Origin of the sequence: Bacillus sp. D7-8, from assembly GCF_052055895.1 — a bacterium.
Taxonomy (GTDB): Bacteria; Bacillota; Bacilli; order Bacillales; family Bacillaceae; genus Bacillus; species Bacillus velezensis.
The window spans coordinates 1,172,685-1,189,556 of record NZ_CP179922.1; the positions used below are offsets into that span (position 1 = coordinate 1,172,685).

Consider the following 16,872-nt stretch of genomic DNA (forward strand, 5'->3'; position numbering starts at 1 on the left):
TAAAACCCTTGCTGTGCAAGGGTTTTTTACTTTAAAAAGTTCTTTATATCGCAGTCTTTTTATGGGTAAGGAACAGACTTGGAATGAAGATGGCCGCAAGGATGATGACGGATACTAAGAATCCGGCATGGTAGCCTTTTAAACTGTTCGAAATCGTCGGATGCAATCCTTGTATGACAGTTGCGGTAACGGTTGCGATCACAGCTGACCCAAAGCTGGAACCGAGGTTTTCAATCATATGAATACCGACACCTGCTTCCGGAAGCTGTTTGCTGTCAAGGCCTGTATAAGCGTCACTCATCAATGGGAGCATAATTCCTCCAAAACTGGTGCCGCGGATAAATAATACGACGGAAATCCAAATCATACTTGTGTTATCGGTGATAAAAATAAGCGGGATCGATCCGATCAGCGAAAGAACAAGACTGACCGTAACCACGTATTTCGCACCGATCTTATCAATCATTTTTCCGATCAGCGGACGAGTCACGAGCATTCCGACTCCTTGAGGGATTAAAGCGAGTGCTGCTCCGACTGCCGTGAACTGACGAATGTTTTGAAAAAAAAGCGGAAGTATTAACATCGGCCCCATGATGGCCACATTCGCTAAGAACAACCCGATCGAAGATGATAAGAAGCTCTTGTTTGCAAACAAATTCATAGGCAGCACGGTTTGGTTTTTCTTGATCAGATTATATACAAGATAAATGACTGCTGAAACAAGACCGATGCCCGCCCATAAAATGGTGTCGCTATTGTTAAATGATGCATGATCCGCCGCTTTCGTAATACCGTAAATCAATGCCGCGCTCATTAATGACAAATTGATAATCCCGAAAATATCGAGTTTACGATCTTTGTTGAATGGTTCAAAGTCTGGAATGGTCTTCATCATAAGCGGTGCAGCAATCAAAACGATGAACACGTTGATGTAAAAAATCCAATGCCATGAAGCGCCTTGGACGATGAAGCCTCCGATGACAGGTCCTAAGATCGGGCCGAAGATCATAGGGGTGCTGACGATTGCCATCACTTTTCCCAGGTTTTCCGGACCTGCCGTTTTAACCAAGAGTGTTGACATAAGCGGAGTTATAATGCCGGCGCTGAATCCTTGAAGCAAACGGAAGAAGATGAAGCTGGAAACGTCACGGCTCATCCCCGCAAAAACAGAAATGACACCAAAGGCGATGACTGAGCCGATGAAGATTTTCTTACCGTTATATTTATTCATAAGCCAGCCGGATACGGGTACTGCAATCGCAAGTGCTAAGACATAGCCTGTAACGGACCACTGAATGGTATCCAATGTCGTGTTGAAGTCTTTGGTCAGTTTGCCGATGGCGATGTTTACCATCGTAGAGTCAAGCATTGGAGCGATTGCTCCCAGTGCAATAGCCCAGGCGGCTGTGAGAACTTCTTTTGGCACCCGAAGTTCCTTTCTTTTATGTGTTGACATATTACTCTCCTCTCAAAATTGCTGTCTTTGTTTCCTTGTCAACAAAATAATAGAGTAATTTTGTTTCTTTGTCAACAATAAGAGGGATATAAAAAGGCAGCCCGTTTTCATGGAGCAGGGCTGCCTATGGTTTTATTCATATTTATTCCGATTTCAAGTCTGCACCAAGTTTCTTTATTTCTGAATCCAAATGCCTGCTGTATGTTTCCACGAAGTTCAGCATCGTGTCAAATTGTTCATCAGTTACTTGTTCAAACACGATTTTGTCCCGTTCTTGAAACTCTTTATGCAATTCCTCGTGAATTTTATAAATGACTTTTCCTTGCTCAGTAAGCCTGAAATAGATTTCTTTCTTGTTAAGCGGCTTCTGATAGCTTTCGATAAGGCCTTTATTGATAAGCTTTTTCGTTAATTTACTTATGGCGCCTCTTGTCATATAAAGGGACTCCGCAAGTTTAGTCACATTGGCGTCTTCAATTTTTTCGATGAATTCGATGCAATGCACTTCAGAAGGTTTATGCCCCTTAAGGCTTTCTTCCATCTTCAGCCTATTCAGCCACACCATCTTGTTAAAAAAGTCCCTGAAATCCGTGAGGAGCTGTTCTTTTTTGTCCATGTCCCGTCCTCCTGCTCGGTGGTGCTTACACAATATTATAAAATGTTTGTTTCTTTTTCAACAATCGTAAAGTTATTATTTAGGAACTGAGAGATAGTGCGCAGAAATAAGAAGGAGGGGGACGAGAAGAAGTATTCTATTTAAAAAGCGGCTTTTTAACCGAAACGTGGGTCTTCGAGTATTTTTCTTTCCGTATTCGTTACTTGCTCTTTTTCATAACAGGCCAACACTACAGCCTTATCAAAAAGCAGGCTGCGCAATGAGCCTGCTTGAGATTCGCATCAATCATTTTCCTGTTGCGGCATCATGAAAAGCGTCGATTGCGGTTGTGTATTTCAAGACGTTTTTAGACACTTTGGCGGTTGCGCCTAATGGGTACGCGTCTGACAGAACGCTGGAGTGAGCTTCGGGCTCCCAGTAAAATACGCCGGTTCCTTTGCCGTTCGGAACGGCTTTCACCAGTTTTATGGTGTCTTTTATGGTCCAGTAGGAATCTTTCGGATTATTTTCATCTCCGCCCAGTTCAACCACCATGACTTCCTTGTTGTAGCGTGAGGCGATGTCATTCAAATTAGATGATAAATGGCCGGTGAGCTCCCAGTACGGCTTACCTTCCCAATAGGGATAGAATGAAACGCCGATGATGTCGGTTTTTCCTCCATTTTTAAAGAATTGATCAAACCACCATCTGAATAGGCTGTTGTCCGTGCCGTGTGCCAAATGGCTGATGACCTTGGTGGCCGGGCTGACGGATTTCACGGCGTCATAGCCTTTGTTCAGTAAGCCGGTCAATTTGCTGAAATCGTTCGTGCTGCCGTCGGGCAGTAAAATTCCTGAATTCATTTCATTCCCTACTTGCACCCAATCAGGGGAGATGCCGTGATTTTTAAGTTCTTTCATGACATCGTACGTATGGTTATACACGGCTGCCTGCAGCTGGCTGTTTGAATAACCGTTCCATTGGTTCGGCTTGATCTGGTGGCCTGGATCAGCGAACACATCACTGTAATGGAAGTCAACCATTACCTTCATTCCTAACGCTTTTGCCCTTTTGGCCGCCGCAAGTACGCCCGCTTTGTCACTATAGCCGAGCATGGTCCATGTTGTGCCGTCTTTCAGCCAATAATAGCTGCTTGGCGGATTCACAAACACTCTCAGTCTCACGGCATTTATTCCGTGATCTTTAAGAATCTGCAAGGCATCTTTCTGTTTTCCGCCGTCATCCAGCCAGCGCACACCTTCGTCCTCCATTTGTTTCAGCCATCCTATATCAGCGCCATAGGCAAACGGGGCTTCCGCTTTTGCTTTAGGAGACTTCTCAAAGAATGTAAAAGCAGTGAAAATGAGAGAAAGACAGATTGCGTTTACAAATACACGTTTCAATCGGTTTTTGAACATCACAATACCTCCTGATAAAAAAGATTGTTGATTGATTTCACTCTGAATGTTTCAGCTGCCATTCTCCAATAACGTCGTGAAACGCTGAAACGCCTGAATTCCTTCGGGTGTCATTTTAAAAACGCCTGCATCGGTCAGCGCGCGTAAAAATACATTCGCGGTTTCTTTTTGTAAAACAGCGGCTGCATTCTCCGGTGTCACGTCTTTATCCGCTTTGATGTTTTCGGCCCACGGAAGATGAATGTCTTTGATGTCGTGAGGTTTATTCAGTAAATACTTTTTCACTTCTGCCAGCTCATCTTTCAGGCGGGGAGGTAAAACGGCGAGTCCCATCACTTCAATCAGACCGATATTTTCTTTTTTGATGTGATGGACATCTTGATGCGGGTGAAAAATGCCATCCGGATAATCTTCGGAGGTGCGGTTGTTTCTGAGAGCGAGATCGATTTCAAAATCCGTTCCCCTGCGTCTGGCAATTGGGGTGACGGTATTATGGGGTTCATTCGTTTTTGCGATGATGCTGACGGTTTCGTCTGAATATTCCCGCCACTTTTCAAAAACATACGCAGCGGCATCTGTCAGCAAATCCGGATCTTTTGCGCGAAGGCGGATCACTGATACCGGCCACTTCACGGCTTCGGCCTGAACGTCTGGAAAATGACGCATATGAAAAGGATAGAGGGAACCCGCTTTTGCCATCGGAAACTCATGGGCGCCGCCTTGATAATGATCGTGAGAAAGAATGGAGCCTCCTACGATCGGCAAGTCTGCGTTTGATCCCGCGAAATAATGCGGGAAGATTTCCGTTATGGCCAGAAGCCTTCTGAAGCTGTCACGGCTGATGTTCATCGGCTTGTGCACGCTTGAAAGAAAGATGGCGTGCTCGCTGTAATACGCATAAGGAGAGTATTGAAACCCCCATTGTTCTCCCGCTAAGTCAAGCCTGATGATGCGGTGATTTGAACGGGCGGGGTGATGCGGTGTTCCGGCATACCCCTCGTTTTCCATACAGAGCAGGCATGTCGGATACCGGTGTTCCGGACTGTTTTTTACCGCGGCGATGTCTTTAGGGTCTTTTTCGGGCTTTGATAAATTAATGGTGATGTCCAATGCCCCAAAAGGTGTTGGTGAGCGGTACACGATATTTTTTCGAATGGCCCGCGTCTTAATATAGTCGTTGTTTTGGCTCAGTCGGTAAAAGTAATCTGTTGCTTTTTTCGGGCAATCTGATAACAATTCGCTGAACGCGGCATTGATCAGAGAAGGGGCCGGTGTGATTACATCCATGATTCTGCTTCCCAGCATGTCTCTTTCAGCCGGCGTATCGTTTATGATTGACCGTTTTACCGCGTCTTTCACCATTTCGTCCAAATAGTGAAGCCTGTTTTGTTTCTTGATATGTTTCGGTTCTGCATAATCCGTCAGTCCGAGCAGATCGAGAAGTCTGTTTCTTGTGTAAATCACATCTGTTTCATTTATGTCGCCTAAGACAGTGCTTTCTTTCAGAAACCCTGCCACTGATTCAAAAACTTCAATGACCGCCGCCTCCATTTCATTTGTCCTTGTATCCGTTTGGATGTTGCCGATGCCAATTCCATGCTGACGCAATGATTTCCGATATGTCCGTTTGTTTCGGATTCCAGCCCAGAATGTTCCGCGCTTTATCGCTGGAAGCGATGAGGGTGCTTGGATCACCGGGTCTTCTTGCGGCCGCTCTTACTTTTATGTCTCTTTCGGTCACTTGCCGGGCCGCTTCGGCCATTTCTGATACGGAAAACCCGCTGCTTGATCCTAAATTGAAAATGCCGCTGTCTCCGCCGTTTTGCAAATATTCCAGAGCGAGAATATGGGCATCGATTAAATCGGAAACATGGACATAATCGCGGATGCACGTGCCGTCTTTTGTATCATAGTCAGTGCCGAATATCAAAACCTCCTCGCGCTGACCGAGCGCGGTTTGTAAAAGGATAGGGATAAGGTGGGTTTCCGGATGATGATCTTCTCCGATGGAACCGTCCGTTTTCGCGCCGGCAACGTTAAAATACCGAAGCGAGACATATTTTATGCCGCAGGCGGTTTCACACCACTTCAGCATTTTTTCTGCCATGAGTTTTGATTCGCCGTATGCGCTTTCCGGCTTTTCCGGCATGTCTTCTGTGATGGGCACTTTTTCAGGTTCGCCGTATACAGCGGCGGATGAAGAAAACACAATGTGTTTCACCCCGAATTCCTGCATGACCTCCAGTGTAATTTGCGTACCGTACACATTATTATTGAAATATGAAAGAGGGTCTTTCATTGATTCGCCGACAAGGGATTGAGCGGCAAAATGGAGAACGCCTGTTACGTTCTCCTTCGCAAACACAGAGCGAAGAAACGGTTTGTCACGGATATCTCCATGGTAAAAAACTGCTTTTTCATGAACAGCTTTCCGGTGGCCTGTCTGCAGATGATCCACAGCTATCGTTTTAAATCCTTTGTTTAATAATTGATCAACCGCATGAGAACCGATATAGCCGGCTCCGCCGAGAACGAGAATCGCCATGATTTATTTTTCCCTCCATTCAGCCGCGCCATCGCTTATATCCGCGATGTAAAAAGAAGCTTCAAGACCTGTCCTGCTGCGGTAGTGAGATGAAACGGCCCGGATAAAGCCGGCGGTTTCTTCACTTTCCACAATGGCTATGGCGCAGCCGCCGAACCCCGCGCCCGTCATCCGTGCTCCGAGCGCTCCTTCTTTCCAGGCTGCTTCAGCGAGCGCGTCTAATTCGTCACCGGTCACTTCATAATCATCGCGTAACGAACGGTGGGACGCATTCATCAGCTCGCCGAACGTTTTCAAATCATTCGATTTGAGAGCCTCCGCGGCTGAGAGGGTCCGCTCGTTTTCATTGACCGCGTGCCGGGCTCTTTTACGCAACGTTTCACAGGAGAGAAGGGATTCGAGTTTGTTGAATTCTTCTGACGTCAATTCCGCAAGTGATGCGATATTCCGATATTGCCGCAGTTCTGAAAGAGCCTCGTCACATTCGCTGCGGCGTTCATTATATTTTGAAGCGGCCAGCTCCCGGCGCTTGTTCGTATTCATAATGACGATTTTATATCCGTTAAAAGCAGCCGGAATCATTTCGTGCTCAAGCTTATCGCAGTTTAACAGAATGGCCATGTTCTTTTTGCCTTTTTGCACTGCGAATTGATCCATAATGCCTGAATTCACGCCGATAAATTCATTTTCGACTCTTTTTCCGATAAGCGCCAGTTCAGTATCGGAAACATCCAGGCTGAATAACTTTTTTAAAATGGAACCGGTTAACATTTCAATGGAAGCAGAGGAGCTTAAACCGGCTCCGTTTGGAATCGTACCGTGAAAAAGAATATCCATTCCGCTGTCTATTTGGCCGCCGGCTTTAAGAAGGTAATGGATCATCCCCTTCGGATAATTGGCCCAGCCGTCTTCTTTTTTGTATGCTGTGGCGGAAAGATCAAGACAGACAATGCCGCTGTCAGGAAAGTTTTCTGAGTATAACCGGATCTGGTGATCTCCGCGTTTTGCGCATACGGCATATGTTCCGATCGTGATCGCGCATGGAAGAACGTGACCGCCTATATAATCCGTATGTTCCCCGATCAGGTTGATCCGGCCGGGTGCGAAAAACAGTTCTCCGTTACTTCTCTTGAAAATGTCTTCGAATCTTGATTTCAAAAGTTTGGCATCCATGATAAACCTCCGATTCTATTTTGAGGTATGCTCCAGTATGAACTGAATGGCTTTTTGTGAATTTCTTGTGAGACTGATATATTCCGCTCCTTTCGTTGCGATGAGTTTCACTTGCAGGCGGTCCGCATCTTCTTTAATGTCATCGTAATAAGAGCCGACCTGCGGAGCCAAAATGATCATATCGAAGTCTTTCATGATGTCGTAATGGGATCCGTAGGCGCCTGCTGAGGCGGTAATCGGCACGTTATATTCTTCGGCTCCTTCTGTCAGTGCGTTCGCAAGCATGGCGCTCGTTCCCGCTCCGGCGCACAGCACTAACACATTGGTGCTGTGTTCCAAGGCGGATGAGGATTCCTGAAGATTTGTGCTGATGATGGAGGACGCGTCTTCTGAGGCGCCGGCCATGGCGGGCTGTAATGTTTGCGGCGCGGTTTCAGGCTCGGTGTGTTGGGCTTCTTTCGCCGCTAATACTTTGTCATAAGCTTTACAGAATGGCAGGTATATCAGGAAATCGACAATGATTAATACAGCCGTCAGCACAAAAGCCGAGAGCCCCATGCCGGTTCCGAGAATCAAGCCGGCGGGCGCCGGGGTGGCCCACGGAAGAACATACATAAAACTGTTCATTCCGATGACATCCACGAAAAATTTAAACAGACAGACATTCACCATCGGCGTTACAACAAACGGAATGAAAAAATAAGGATTTAAAATGATCGGCGCAGCAAAGAGCAGAGGTTCGTTTACTGCGAAAGACACCGGAACCGCGGATGCTTTTCCGACTGCTTTCAATTGCTTGGATTTCGCGAAAAGAAGAAAGATAAACGGAACAACAAGGGTTGCGCCGGTCCCTCCCATTGTGCCGACGAAGTTCCCGAGTCCGACGGTCAGCACGTTGGACGCCTGCTCACCGGCATTATGGAGCTGAAGGTTCGCCTCCACATTTGCGTAAATAATAGCTGCGATGGCCGGTTCCACAATAGAAGGACCGTGAACGCCGACAAACCAGAACAGCGCCATCATTCCCCAAATGACACAAATCCCCAGATAACCGTCTGCGGCGGTAAAAAACGGCGATAAGAGAGAGGAGAGAGCCTCTGCAAAAGATACGTTCAGCGTATTCCTGATCAATAAATCAACGATCACCATGGCCAAAACGGAAAAAGCGAACGGAAAAACATCTTTAAATGTTTGTGAAATGGTACCCGGTACTTCTTTAGGCATTTTAATCGTAATATTTTTCAGCACGCAGAATCTGTAAACGTTCACTGTTATGAAAGCGGATACAAAAGCAGCTAAAAGACCTTTTGTGCCGAGGTATTCCGTGGAGAATCCGCCATCGATTTGAGTGACGCTTAAAATGAGAAACCCGACGACTGAAGCAAGCATCGCTGAAACGGGGTTGATCCCTTTGTTTTTCGGCATTTTTCGGTTCATTGATTCACTCAGGCATTTCGCACTTGTTGCCGCAACGATCAGACCGAGGGCGCCCATTGAATAGTTATAAACTTTCCAAAGCCATTCAGAAACACTTTTAGGCCAAGTGAAACCCAACACTTCCGGCACAGCGGCGGTGAGGATGAAAATGCTCGCGAATAAAATAACAGGCATGGCCGTTAAGAAGCCGTCGCGGATCGCGCCTAAATAAATGTTTCTTGAGATTTTTTCAAAAAACGGTTTTCCCTTTTCGATTTGCTTGATGATACCGTTCATTTTTCCACTCCTTATCGGCGGCTTCGGTAGAGTTCTATAAAATCCTGAATAAGATCACGGAGCAAAAGGGTTGTCATCAAGTGGTCCTGACCGTGAACAAAAATAAATCCTAATTCCATGTCCTTGCCGTCGGCTTCTTCAGCTAACATTTTCGTTTGCGCATTGTGGGCGAGGGTTAAATTTTCATCGGCGCTTTTCAATGCTGCTTCCGTGTTTTCGAAGTTTCCGGCACGGACTTCTTTCAGGACTTTCAATAAAGTGCTTCTGGCGTCGCCGGCATAGGCGACGATTTCAAAACCGAGCATCTGCAATTCTTCCTTTGTCATGAAAAAAACCTCCTAAAGACGGCACACATGATGAAAAGAGACTCTTTTCACCATGTATGATCGTTAAATGATTGTTTTTGTTTCACTTACAAGTTTGTACCAGTAGGCCGATTCTTTCGGATACCGTTTTTGGGTGTCAAAGTCGACGTAAAAAAGACCGTAACGTTTGTTGTAGCCGTTGGTCCATGAAAATAAATCCATTAAGGACCATAAGAAGTACCCCTTTACATTGACTCCGTCGGTAATCGCTTTACTGACGGCTTCTAAATAGACTTTTAAATAGTCGATTCTTGCCTTATCCATAATGATGCCGTCTTCAAACTCATCTTTATAGCCCATGCCGTTTTCGGTAATGTACATTTTGTTATATTGCGGATAGTCCCGTTTGATGCGCATCAGCATGTCATACATGCCTTCAGGATAAATGAGCCAGTCCCAATCAGTCCGCTTCAGGCCTTCTTTGTAAATTCTTTCGCCGATTCCTTTTACTTTATAGACCGAAGTGCCCTTATCGCCCGTTCCGTTATGGTGAATAACGGTTTCTCCGTCGTACGCTTTGACGAAATGGCATTGATAATGATTGATGCCGAGATAATCATTGCGCGTTGAAGCTTTTTTCATCACGTCAAAGTCACTGTCTGAAAACTCGTATGAAGCGCCGTTTGCCTCACAGATTTCATCCAGAGCCCGCATGGTTTCCTCAGAATAATAGCCGAGGTAGGTGGCGTCGAGGAGAAATCTCACTGATAACGCGTCATCCAGAAAACAGGCGTGGCGGTCTTCTTCTGAGTCGCTGGCGGGATATTTTGTTTCCAATGAGTGGACGACACCGATTTCTCCCGGATAGCCGCCGTCTTTAAAAAGATTGACGGTCATCGCATGCGCTACCATCATGTGATGGAGGCATTGAATGACTTTTGTGATATCACTTTTAATTGATGGCGGGAAAACCCCGAGTAAATACTGGTTGGTGGCTGTGGGATAAATTTCGTTAAACGTGCTCCAATATCTGATTTCGCTGAATTCTTTAAAGCAAAACTCCGCATAGCTGACGAACGCTTCTATTGAAGCGCGGTTGAGGAAATCTCCCTGGTCAAATAATCCTTTCGGTGTATCGAAATGATGCAGCGTGACAAAAGGGGTGACGTTGCGTTTATGGCACTCTGAGAAAATACGATGATAGTAATCAACACCTTCCTGATTGATTTTGCCCGTGCCGTCAGGGAAAATTCTCGTCCAGGCTATAGAAAGGCGGATGCCGTTTATTCCGAATTTTTCACATAGTTTAATATCTTCCGGAAACTGGCGGTAAAAATCACTTGCCGGATCAGGGCTGAATCTTCCCTGTTTTTCAAGAAATTCATCCCAGGCCACAGGCCCTTTGCCGCCTTCTTTTGTGGCGCCTTCCGCTTGATATGCCGCAGTCGCCCCGCCGAAAATAAAGTCATGAGGTAATTTGAGCATTACTGAATCCTCCTTCGCCAATGTGGGAATTGAAGTTTGTTAATGTTTGTAATTGTTATCTTTTGTTTAATAGTAAACGCATACATTTTTGTTGTCAATAGCTTCATAAAGAAATAACATCTGTTTTCATAGGGGTTTTATAAGTTTTTCGTTGTTTTATATGTTGATTATGTTGTTTGTTAGTGTTTGTTTTTGTTGACCAGAGTGCCGCGGTGTGTTAGATTGTGTGTAAAGTTGAGGGGATGATTGAACATGTTAAAAAAAGAGCGTCTTTTAAAAATCATCGATATCGTAAACTCGCGGGGGTTTATTACGGTGAGTGATATTATCGATGAACTGGATGTTTCTGATATGACAGTGAGAAGAGATCTGGACGAGCTGGATAAGGCCGGAAAAATCGTACGTATTCACGGAGGCGCACAGAGCATATCTTATTCCATTGATCACGAATTATCGCATAATGAAAAACTGGGTGTTCAAATGGATGAGAAGGGGAAGATCGCGGAACTCGCAGCTTCATATGTAAATGACGGCGATACCGTTTTTTTAGGGCCCGGCACGACGATTGAACTTTTAGCCAAACACCTGCTGCATAAGCGAATCAGGATTATCACAAACAACTATCCCGTATTTGATATTTTAAAGCATGGTGATACTGCGGATACCATCCTGATTGGCGGCGATTTCCGAAAAAATACCGGTGCCTTCGTCGGGCCCATCGTGAACGGCAATCTGCAGAAATTCAATTTTACGAAAGCCTTCATCAGCGCCAACGGCATACATAATGATGAGATTTCTTCTTACAGCATTGAAGAAGGGGAAGCCCATCAAATCGCGCTGAATAATTCGCGGACGAAATTTTTGCTGGCGGATAATAAAAAATTCAACCGGGAAGATTTTTACGTGTTCTATAACTTACATGATATGGATTATCTGATTACGGATGATAAAGTGATGAAAGATGTTCAAATTCATTACGAGCAATATGTAGATGTCAAAATCGCAAAAAAATAAAAAAGGCGGGCGGTTCGATGAAAGGGGTTATTTTTGATTTCAACGGCACGATGTTTCAAGATTCGCATCTGCACGAAAAAGCATGGTTTTTCATGGTGAAAAAATACGCGCCGAAAACCATTTCTGATGAAGACATTTTCGTGAACATTCACGGGAGAACAAACAGTGAAATCCTGACGTATTTTATTTCCGGCGATTTAACAAATGAAGAAATCAAGAAGCTGTCTTTTGAAAAAGAAGCCTACTACAGAGAATTATGCCTTGAAAACAAAGATGAGTTAAAGCTGACGAAGGGACTGACCGGCGTATTGAACCATCTGAAAAATTCAGAAACGCCAATGACCATTGCCACGGCTACGGTAAAGGAAAATGTCGAGTTTTACTTTGACGTCTTTCAGTTGGATCGGTGGTTTGATTTTGACAAAGTCACGTTTGATGACGGGAGCTTCCCCGGAAAACCGGCGCCGGATATTTTTCTCATCGCATCGGAAAAGTTAGGCCTCAGACCTGGAGATTGCTTAGTCATTGAAGATGCCTTTTCGGGGCTCACAGCGGCGAAAAAAGCAGGTGCAGGCAAGATTATGGCCATTGACCCGCTCGGAAAAAACCGCGCGCTATTTGAAGAAAAACAGCTGGCGGATGACGGGATACTGACAGATTTCACCTCGTTTTTTGAGGTGATTGCCGGACATTCTGTTTGAGAGATGCAGTTGGATTGAGAGTGATCTTTACTTTAATGTGATATGCCTTTGATTGAAGCTATTATGAGCTTCATTAAGGATTCATCGAGAGGTGTTATTCTATATTACTCTTATGTACTAAGTTTTTAGTAAACTGCTGGCCGATAACCGAGAAGTGAAAACCAAATCACTTTTAAATTGAGAGGCTTTTTCAATATTTCTTTGATCGAAAGTAAGTGATCTTGGATCGCTTAGTTAAATGAATCTCTTGTCATATGATCGCCATCTATAAATGAGAATTATCACAAAGATGAGAGGAATGAATAAATTGACAGAGAAATATGAAAAGTGGACAAGATTACTTGATATGATTGAACCTAATTATGCTTTTGAATCAGCTGTTGTGGGTAACTCCATTTATGTATTAGGAGGTGCACGTAATCAAGAATATAACAAAAATTATAGTTTTGACACCATAAGTCAAAAATGGACGCAAGGATTAGATATACCCACGCCCAGGGTAGGTTCATGTACAGCAGTGATAGGTAATTATATTTATGTATTGGGCGGTTATAAGGGAGCAAATGTTTACAGCTCTGTAGATGTTTATGATACTAAAACAAATACATGGGGAAGTGCACCTGATATTCCGACCCCGACCTGCCATGCATCAGCCGCTGTTATTAACGATACAATTTATTTGATTGGGGGATTCGACACCGATGCTGCTCATTCGCAACATTATGCTTTTGATACTTTATCCAAAACTTGGAGTGTTAAAAAAGCGCCCCCAATTAATATATATGCAACAGAAACTGAAGTTTTTAACGGAAAGATTTATTTAGTTGGTGGGCAAACTAAAGAAGTAGTTCAAGGACATATCAGAAGCGATCTAAACGAATATATTTACGAATATGATCCTGTTTTGGATAGATGGAATCGTAAAAAATTTTTAGGACCTTTGCAAAATACATCAACGGCTGTCCTTAATAATAAGATTTACATTATTGGCGGTAGAAAAAATCCAAGTGTGATTGAGCCTTTAACAAAAGTATATGATCCAATTAAAGATGAAATTAGCGTAGAAAAACCCTATCCTTTTGAAAGATATGATGCCAGAATAGCCGCAGTTGGAGACAATCTTTATCTTTTTGGCGGTCTAACGCCGTCTGGATATGCATTAGAATATCTGCATGCTCTTACTCCGGTAAAAACCGAAGAGGATAAAGATGGAGAACCAAAGAATCCTGAGGAACCACCAAATAAACAGCCCGCCAGTAATCGGGCAATTCTTCTTGTTACAATGACCACAGGTCTTGAGAAAGAATTTGATCTTTCAATGGAAGAGATTAAAGATTTTATCAGATGGTATGATCAAAAAAGTTCTGGAATAGGCTTATCTAGATATGTTATCGAGAAGCACTATAATAATATAGGCCCTTTTCAAAATAGAAGGGACCATATTGTTTTTGGGAACATTCTTACTTTTAATGTGAATGAATACACTTTAGATAAATAAATAATTACCTGTTTCCTTCTGCAGCCCTCTTTTTAAAAAGAGGGCTTTTTTTATGAGGTGCTTATTCTTTTTCAGTTGCGCTTTTGTTTTTGTATAATGATTTTCTCATTGAAGGCGGCATTTTTTGGATCAGAAAGTGTTCGCCTTAATTGAGATATTGGTTGAATTTATAGATTCGCAGAGATAAAGGGAGTCGTAAAAGATATGCCGTTTGCGGATTTCAGCCTGTCTTTTGAGAAGGATCATTCTTCAATGACGCTTATTTCCCCTGTACCGAAAAAAAGTGAAACACGTTCTCCTCGCTTTTCATAGGTTTTGATAAGTCCTTCCTGCCCTTTAAGTTTCCAGCCTTTTTCGGCTATTTCCAATTGGTATAAATCGCTCGGACCTTCTTCTTCTTTTGCGAAACGGTATGTATAGTTTGAAACGTATTTTCCTTTTTCATATTCCTTTGTTTTGCTGTGTATAGCAAATAATGGAACCGGGAAATCCGGGTGAGAAACAGATGCTTTATATCCTCCCAAAATAAATAAGCTAAATAACAATAATATAAAAAACCACAGAATATATTTCATAAAACCTCCTTATGTCAATTAGTCGGTGCATTTTAAAAAAAAGATACACAGCATGATTGGGGTGTAAAAGCGGGTAAGAAGATAAGGAAAGGAGAGAGACGGATGGAACTTGATTTTGTGATTCGTCTGGCGGTTGCGGGTCTGCTTGGGGCTCTTATTGGATTGGAGAGAGAATTCAGGGCGAAGGAAGCCGGTTTGAGGACGCATTTTTTAGTGGCCGTCGGAAGCGCCTTGATGATGATCGTTTCCAAATACGGCTTTTTTGATTTGTTATCCAACAGCCATACGTCCTTTGATCCGAGCCGGGTGGCGGCGCAGGTCGTCAGCGGCGTCGGATTTTTAGGAGCCGGCACGATTATTTTGCAGCGGCATGTCGTGCGGGGGCTTACGACGGCCGCGGGGATTTGGGCTACGTCGGGCATCGGGCTGACGATCGGGGCAGGTATGTATGTCATCGGCATCAGCGGCACGATTTTGGCGTTAATCGGGCTTGAACTGTTAAATTTTCTGTTTAAACCGGCGGCGCATTCTTTGTCTGTCAGTTTCAGAATTGAGGAGAAAGCCGTCATGCATGATATTTTAACTTCTCTTGAGGAAAAAGGAATTCTTATTACGTCCTATGAATTGAATAAGGCGGTGCTTGAAGTGAAGGGAAGGGTGAAAAGCAAAAGCGGGAAAGCGGCAGTAATGGAAAAAGTTCAAGCTCTCCCGTATATTCTGTCGGTCAAAGTTGAATAGCAGACAGGGGAAGCCTCCTGTCTGCGGTCATTTCTTTTAAAACATTAATACCAAGGATAGAACGGGATATACGGCCGCGGATAGTATGGATACGGTCTGGGGAAATAATAAGGCGGCCGTGGATAGTATGGATATGGTCTGGGGAAATAATAAGGCGGTCGCGGATAATGATATGGCACCCGTTCGTGGCTCTCGGCTGTGTATTCATGATAGAAAGGATCGTACAAGAGGAAAACCTCCTTTTCAAATGTTGGTTCCGTTTACCTTATTCCTGTATGCCAGGTATGGTGTACGTACAACGGGCAAAAAAAAGACGCCGGTTATCATCCGGCATCTTTTTTTACACTTTCACATCAATTGAATGTCCGGCAGTCGGGTGCTGGGACGGCAGCATTTTCACTGTTTCTTCCGCCGCAGCCTGTGCATGCTGCATGACCGTTTTTGTTAAAGCGATATTTACATTCTGCGCCAGAGATGCTTGGTGCATAGCGATTGATAACGCAGGGATATCCATAGCTTCCACCTCCTTATCCCTTCATATCGGCGGCATGCTCCGATTATGAAGGGGACTGGCGGTTTCTTTTTACGGCCCATTCTAAAAATGCGGCAGCGCATACCCCGAGGGTATAGGCGAAAATGTCACTCCAGACAAATTGCCAGCCGAGGATCAGCCCGCCGAGCGTGCTGCTTCTGATTGCGTCAATCCAAGGCGCGTGATACAGCTGGCTGCATTCAATCAGACAGCAAAACGAGAGGCTCAAAAATGCGGCTGTTTCCGTCCGGATGTTCCGAAACAGAAGCCCGAATCCTGTAAAAATCATTGCCGCCCACAAGGCATCTCCTAAATAAGCGTTTATGATGCCGGGCAATAGGGCGGTGATGTATGCGGTTCTGGACAGCAAACCGAGGGCGATGATAAAAACGGTACATATTCCGTATGTCAATGGATATCTATTCACTTCACACTGTTCCCCTTTTTTTGTACTCCCATGTATTGTAAGGAACGACGGAAAAGCTGTCTATGAAAAAACGGCCCGGGAGGCCGCTTTTTTTGCGTTATCTGGCTTTTAGGTTGACGTGGTCTGCTTTTTGGTCACTGCCGATGACGAAGCGGAGCTCATACTGCCCCGTATGGTAGACGTAATCTGTTTCGCCCGTTTTTGGCACTGTCAGGATTTTGTCAGCGCTGCCGATTTGTTTGCTTAAGACGTCAGGTGTGACGCTGCCGAGGTTTAAGCGCCGCTCGACCCCTGTTCCGAAATAGCGTATTTCCGAGATTTTTCCGTTTTTATGATAGGAAAATCCATAACCGGGGTTTCCCATGTTCCAGCTGTATAAATCAAATGGATTGCGGCTGTCTGCTTTTTGTTCCGGCTCGCCGATTTTATCGTAAACGTCCTGTCTTGTGCTTTGGTTGATTTTCAGGCCTCTCACATTTTGCGGCATTTCCCCTTTAAACGCCGATTGGTAAAGGCTGTTCACCAGTTCTTGTGCACGTTGGTTTTCCGTTTTTGAAGCGGCTGCGGCATGGACGGGCTGTGTAACCGAAAATGCTTCTGCGCCGAATGCGCATCCCGTGAGCATTACTGCCGATAATCCCGTGGCGAGTGTTTTTTTCTTCAACATATGTGAACGCCTCCTTTTTACCGCTCATA

General features: G+C 44.5%; 17 protein-coding genes and 1 pseudogene. 4 read left to right on the forward strand and 14 right to left on the reverse strand.

The features are described 5' to 3' along the window. Positions 1 to 43: 43 nt before the first annotated feature. The 9 genes from ACKTRM_RS06145 to lacG form a co-directional block, all read right to left on the reverse strand. Entirely contained in the window at positions 44 to 1,456 is a 1,413-nt protein-coding gene (locus tag ACKTRM_RS06145) for an MDR family MFS transporter (RefSeq protein WP_012117329.1), read from the reverse strand. Positions 1,457 to 1,598: 142 nt separating this feature from the next. Next, entirely contained in the window at positions 1,599 to 2,072 is a 474-nt protein-coding gene (locus ACKTRM_RS06150) for a MarR family transcriptional regulator (protein WP_012117330.1), read from the reverse strand. Between the two features lie 285 nt (positions 2,073 to 2,357). Next, positions 2,358 to 3,470: a glycoside hydrolase family 53 protein gene (locus ACKTRM_RS06155; RefSeq protein ID WP_012117331.1), complete on the reverse strand. Its 1,113-nt coding sequence runs from the start codon at positions 3,468 to 3,470 to the stop codon at positions 2,358 to 2,360. Positions 3,471 to 3,521: 51 nt separating this feature from the next. Continuing rightward, a complete protein-coding gene (gene galT / locus ACKTRM_RS06160) occupies positions 3,522 to 5,021 on the reverse strand; it encodes a UDP-glucose--hexose-1-phosphate uridylyltransferase (RefSeq protein WP_012117332.1) in 1,500 nt (499 codons plus the stop codon). Between the two features lies 1 nt (position 5,022). Beyond that, entirely contained in the window at positions 5,023 to 6,015 is a 993-nt protein-coding gene (gene galE, locus ACKTRM_RS06165) for a UDP-glucose 4-epimerase GalE (protein WP_012117333.1), read from the reverse strand. Between the two features lie 3 nt (positions 6,016 to 6,018). Beyond that, the gene (locus tag ACKTRM_RS06170) at positions 6,019 to 7,188 is read right to left on the reverse strand and encodes a galactokinase (RefSeq protein ID WP_012117334.1); all 1,170 of its coding nucleotides are present in this window, start codon (positions 7,186 to 7,188) and stop codon (positions 6,019 to 6,021) included. Positions 7,189 to 7,203: 15 nt separating this feature from the next. Beyond that, positions 7,204 to 8,901: a PTS lactose transporter subunit IIBC gene (locus tag ACKTRM_RS06175; protein WP_012117335.1), complete on the reverse strand. Its 1,698-nt coding sequence runs from the start codon at positions 8,899 to 8,901 to the stop codon at positions 7,204 to 7,206. A gap of 11 nt (positions 8,902 to 8,912) precedes the next feature. Beyond that, positions 8,913 to 9,227: a PTS lactose/cellobiose transporter subunit IIA gene (locus ACKTRM_RS06180; protein WP_007407323.1), complete on the reverse strand. Its 315-nt coding sequence runs from the start codon at positions 9,225 to 9,227 to the stop codon at positions 8,913 to 8,915. A gap of 63 nt (positions 9,228 to 9,290) precedes the next feature. Then, positions 9,291 to 10,691 carry a 6-phospho-beta-galactosidase gene (lacG, locus tag ACKTRM_RS06185; protein ID WP_012117336.1) on the reverse strand — a complete coding sequence of 467 codons (1,401 nt, stop codon included), beginning with the start codon at positions 10,689 to 10,691 and terminating at the stop codon, positions 9,291 to 9,293. A 252-nt stretch (positions 10,692 to 10,943) separates the two neighbouring features. On the opposite strand from lacG, the gene ACKTRM_RS06190 reads away from it, so the two are divergent. The 3 genes from ACKTRM_RS06190 to ACKTRM_RS06200 all read left to right on the forward strand — a co-directional run bounded on the left by ACKTRM_RS06190 (position 10,944) and on the right by ACKTRM_RS06200 (position 13,904). Beyond that, positions 10,944 to 11,705, forward strand: a complete 762-nt coding sequence (locus ACKTRM_RS06190) for a DeoR/GlpR family DNA-binding transcription regulator (protein WP_007407321.1) — start codon at positions 10,944 to 10,946, stop codon at positions 11,703 to 11,705. A 17-nt stretch (positions 11,706 to 11,722) separates the two neighbouring features. Beyond that, on the forward strand, positions 11,723 to 12,406 hold the full coding sequence (locus ACKTRM_RS06195; protein ID WP_012117337.1) for an HAD family hydrolase: 684 nt from the start codon (positions 11,723 to 11,725) through the stop codon (positions 12,404 to 12,406). Between the two features lie 298 nt (positions 12,407 to 12,704). Further along, positions 12,705 to 13,904, forward strand: coding sequence for a Kelch repeat-containing protein (locus ACKTRM_RS06200; RefSeq protein ID WP_223302494.1), 1,200 nt, complete (start codon positions 12,705 to 12,707; stop codon positions 13,902 to 13,904). A 242-nt stretch (positions 13,905 to 14,146) separates the two neighbouring features. On the opposite strand, the gene ACKTRM_RS06205 is transcribed toward ACKTRM_RS06200, so the two are convergent. Then, positions 14,147 to 14,479 (reverse strand): hypothetical protein, encoded by a 333-nt coding sequence (locus ACKTRM_RS06205; RefSeq protein WP_012117339.1) that lies wholly within the window; start codon positions 14,477 to 14,479, stop codon positions 14,147 to 14,149. Positions 14,480 to 14,581: 102 nt separating this feature from the next. Between ACKTRM_RS06205 and ACKTRM_RS06210 the strand changes: the two are divergent. Continuing rightward, positions 14,582 to 14,978: pseudogene (locus ACKTRM_RS06210) on the forward strand (MgtC/SapB family protein); the annotation flags it as partial. 283 nt (positions 14,979 to 15,261) lie between these two features. Here the strand turns inward: ACKTRM_RS06210 and ACKTRM_RS06215 are convergent. The 4 genes from ACKTRM_RS06215 to ACKTRM_RS06230 form a co-directional block, all read right to left on the reverse strand. Beyond that, the gene (locus ACKTRM_RS06215) at positions 15,262 to 15,444 is read right to left on the reverse strand and encodes a hypothetical protein (RefSeq protein ID WP_072177299.1); all 183 of its coding nucleotides are present in this window, start codon (positions 15,442 to 15,444) and stop codon (positions 15,262 to 15,264) included. Positions 15,445 to 15,557: 113 nt separating this feature from the next. Further along, positions 15,558 to 15,731, reverse strand: a complete 174-nt coding sequence (locus ACKTRM_RS06220; protein ID WP_012117340.1) for a YjfB family protein — start codon at positions 15,729 to 15,731, stop codon at positions 15,558 to 15,560. Positions 15,732 to 15,774: 43 nt separating this feature from the next. Next, complete coding sequence (locus ACKTRM_RS06225; protein ID WP_012117341.1) at positions 15,775 to 16,176, reverse strand: DUF2809 domain-containing protein; 402 nt, start codon at positions 16,174 to 16,176, stop codon at positions 15,775 to 15,777. A 97-nt stretch (positions 16,177 to 16,273) separates the two neighbouring features. Beyond that, positions 16,274 to 16,843, reverse strand: a complete 570-nt coding sequence (locus ACKTRM_RS06230; RefSeq protein WP_012117342.1) for a YjgB family protein — start codon at positions 16,841 to 16,843, stop codon at positions 16,274 to 16,276. Positions 16,844 to 16,872 lie beyond the last annotated feature (29 nt).

Excerpts from the sequence above, each read along its gene's own strand:
- ACKTRM_RS06145 (WP_012117329.1), bottom strand. The coding sequence starts at position 1,456 with ATGTCAACACATAAAAGAAAGGAACTTCGGGTGCCAAAAGAAGTTCTC.
- ACKTRM_RS06150 (WP_012117330.1), bottom strand. The coding sequence starts at position 2,072 with ATGGACAAAAAAGAACAGCTCCTCACGGATTTCAGGGACTTTTTTAAC.
- ACKTRM_RS06155 (WP_012117331.1), bottom strand. The coding sequence starts at position 3,470 with ATGTTCAAAAACCGATTGAAACGTGTATTTGTAAACGCAATCTGTCTT.
- galT (WP_012117332.1), bottom strand. The coding sequence starts at position 5,021 with ATGGAGGCGGCGGTCATTGAAGTTTTTGAATCAGTGGCAGGGTTTCTG.
- galE (WP_012117333.1), bottom strand. The coding sequence starts at position 6,015 with ATGGCGATTCTCGTTCTCGGCGGAGCCGGCTATATCGGTTCTCATGCG.
- ACKTRM_RS06170 (WP_012117334.1), bottom strand. The coding sequence starts at position 7,188 with ATGGATGCCAAACTTTTGAAATCAAGATTCGAAGACATTTTCAAGAGA.
- ACKTRM_RS06175 (WP_012117335.1), bottom strand. The coding sequence starts at position 8,901 with ATGAACGGTATCATCAAGCAAATCGAAAAGGGAAAACCGTTTTTTGAA.
- ACKTRM_RS06180 (WP_007407323.1), bottom strand. The coding sequence starts at position 9,227 with ATGACAAAGGAAGAATTGCAGATGCTCGGTTTTGAAATCGTCGCCTAT.
- lacG (WP_012117336.1), bottom strand. The coding sequence starts at position 10,691 with ATGCTCAAATTACCTCATGACTTTATTTTCGGCGGGGCGACTGCGGCA.
- ACKTRM_RS06190 (WP_007407321.1), top strand. The coding sequence starts at position 10,944 with ATGTTAAAAAAAGAGCGTCTTTTAAAAATCATCGATATCGTAAACTCG.
- ACKTRM_RS06195 (WP_012117337.1), top strand. The coding sequence starts at position 11,723 with ATGAAAGGGGTTATTTTTGATTTCAACGGCACGATGTTTCAAGATTCG.
- ACKTRM_RS06200 (WP_223302494.1), top strand. The coding sequence starts at position 12,705 with ATGAATAAATTGACAGAGAAATATGAAAAGTGGACAAGATTACTTGAT.
- ACKTRM_RS06205 (WP_012117339.1), bottom strand. The coding sequence starts at position 14,479 with ATGAAATATATTCTGTGGTTTTTTATATTATTGTTATTTAGCTTATTT.
- ACKTRM_RS06220 (WP_012117340.1), bottom strand. The coding sequence starts at position 15,731 with ATGGATATCCCTGCGTTATCAATCGCTATGCACCAAGCATCTCTGGCG.
- ACKTRM_RS06230 (WP_012117342.1), bottom strand. The coding sequence starts at position 16,843 with ATGTTGAAGAAAAAAACACTCGCCACGGGATTATCGGCAGTAATGCTC.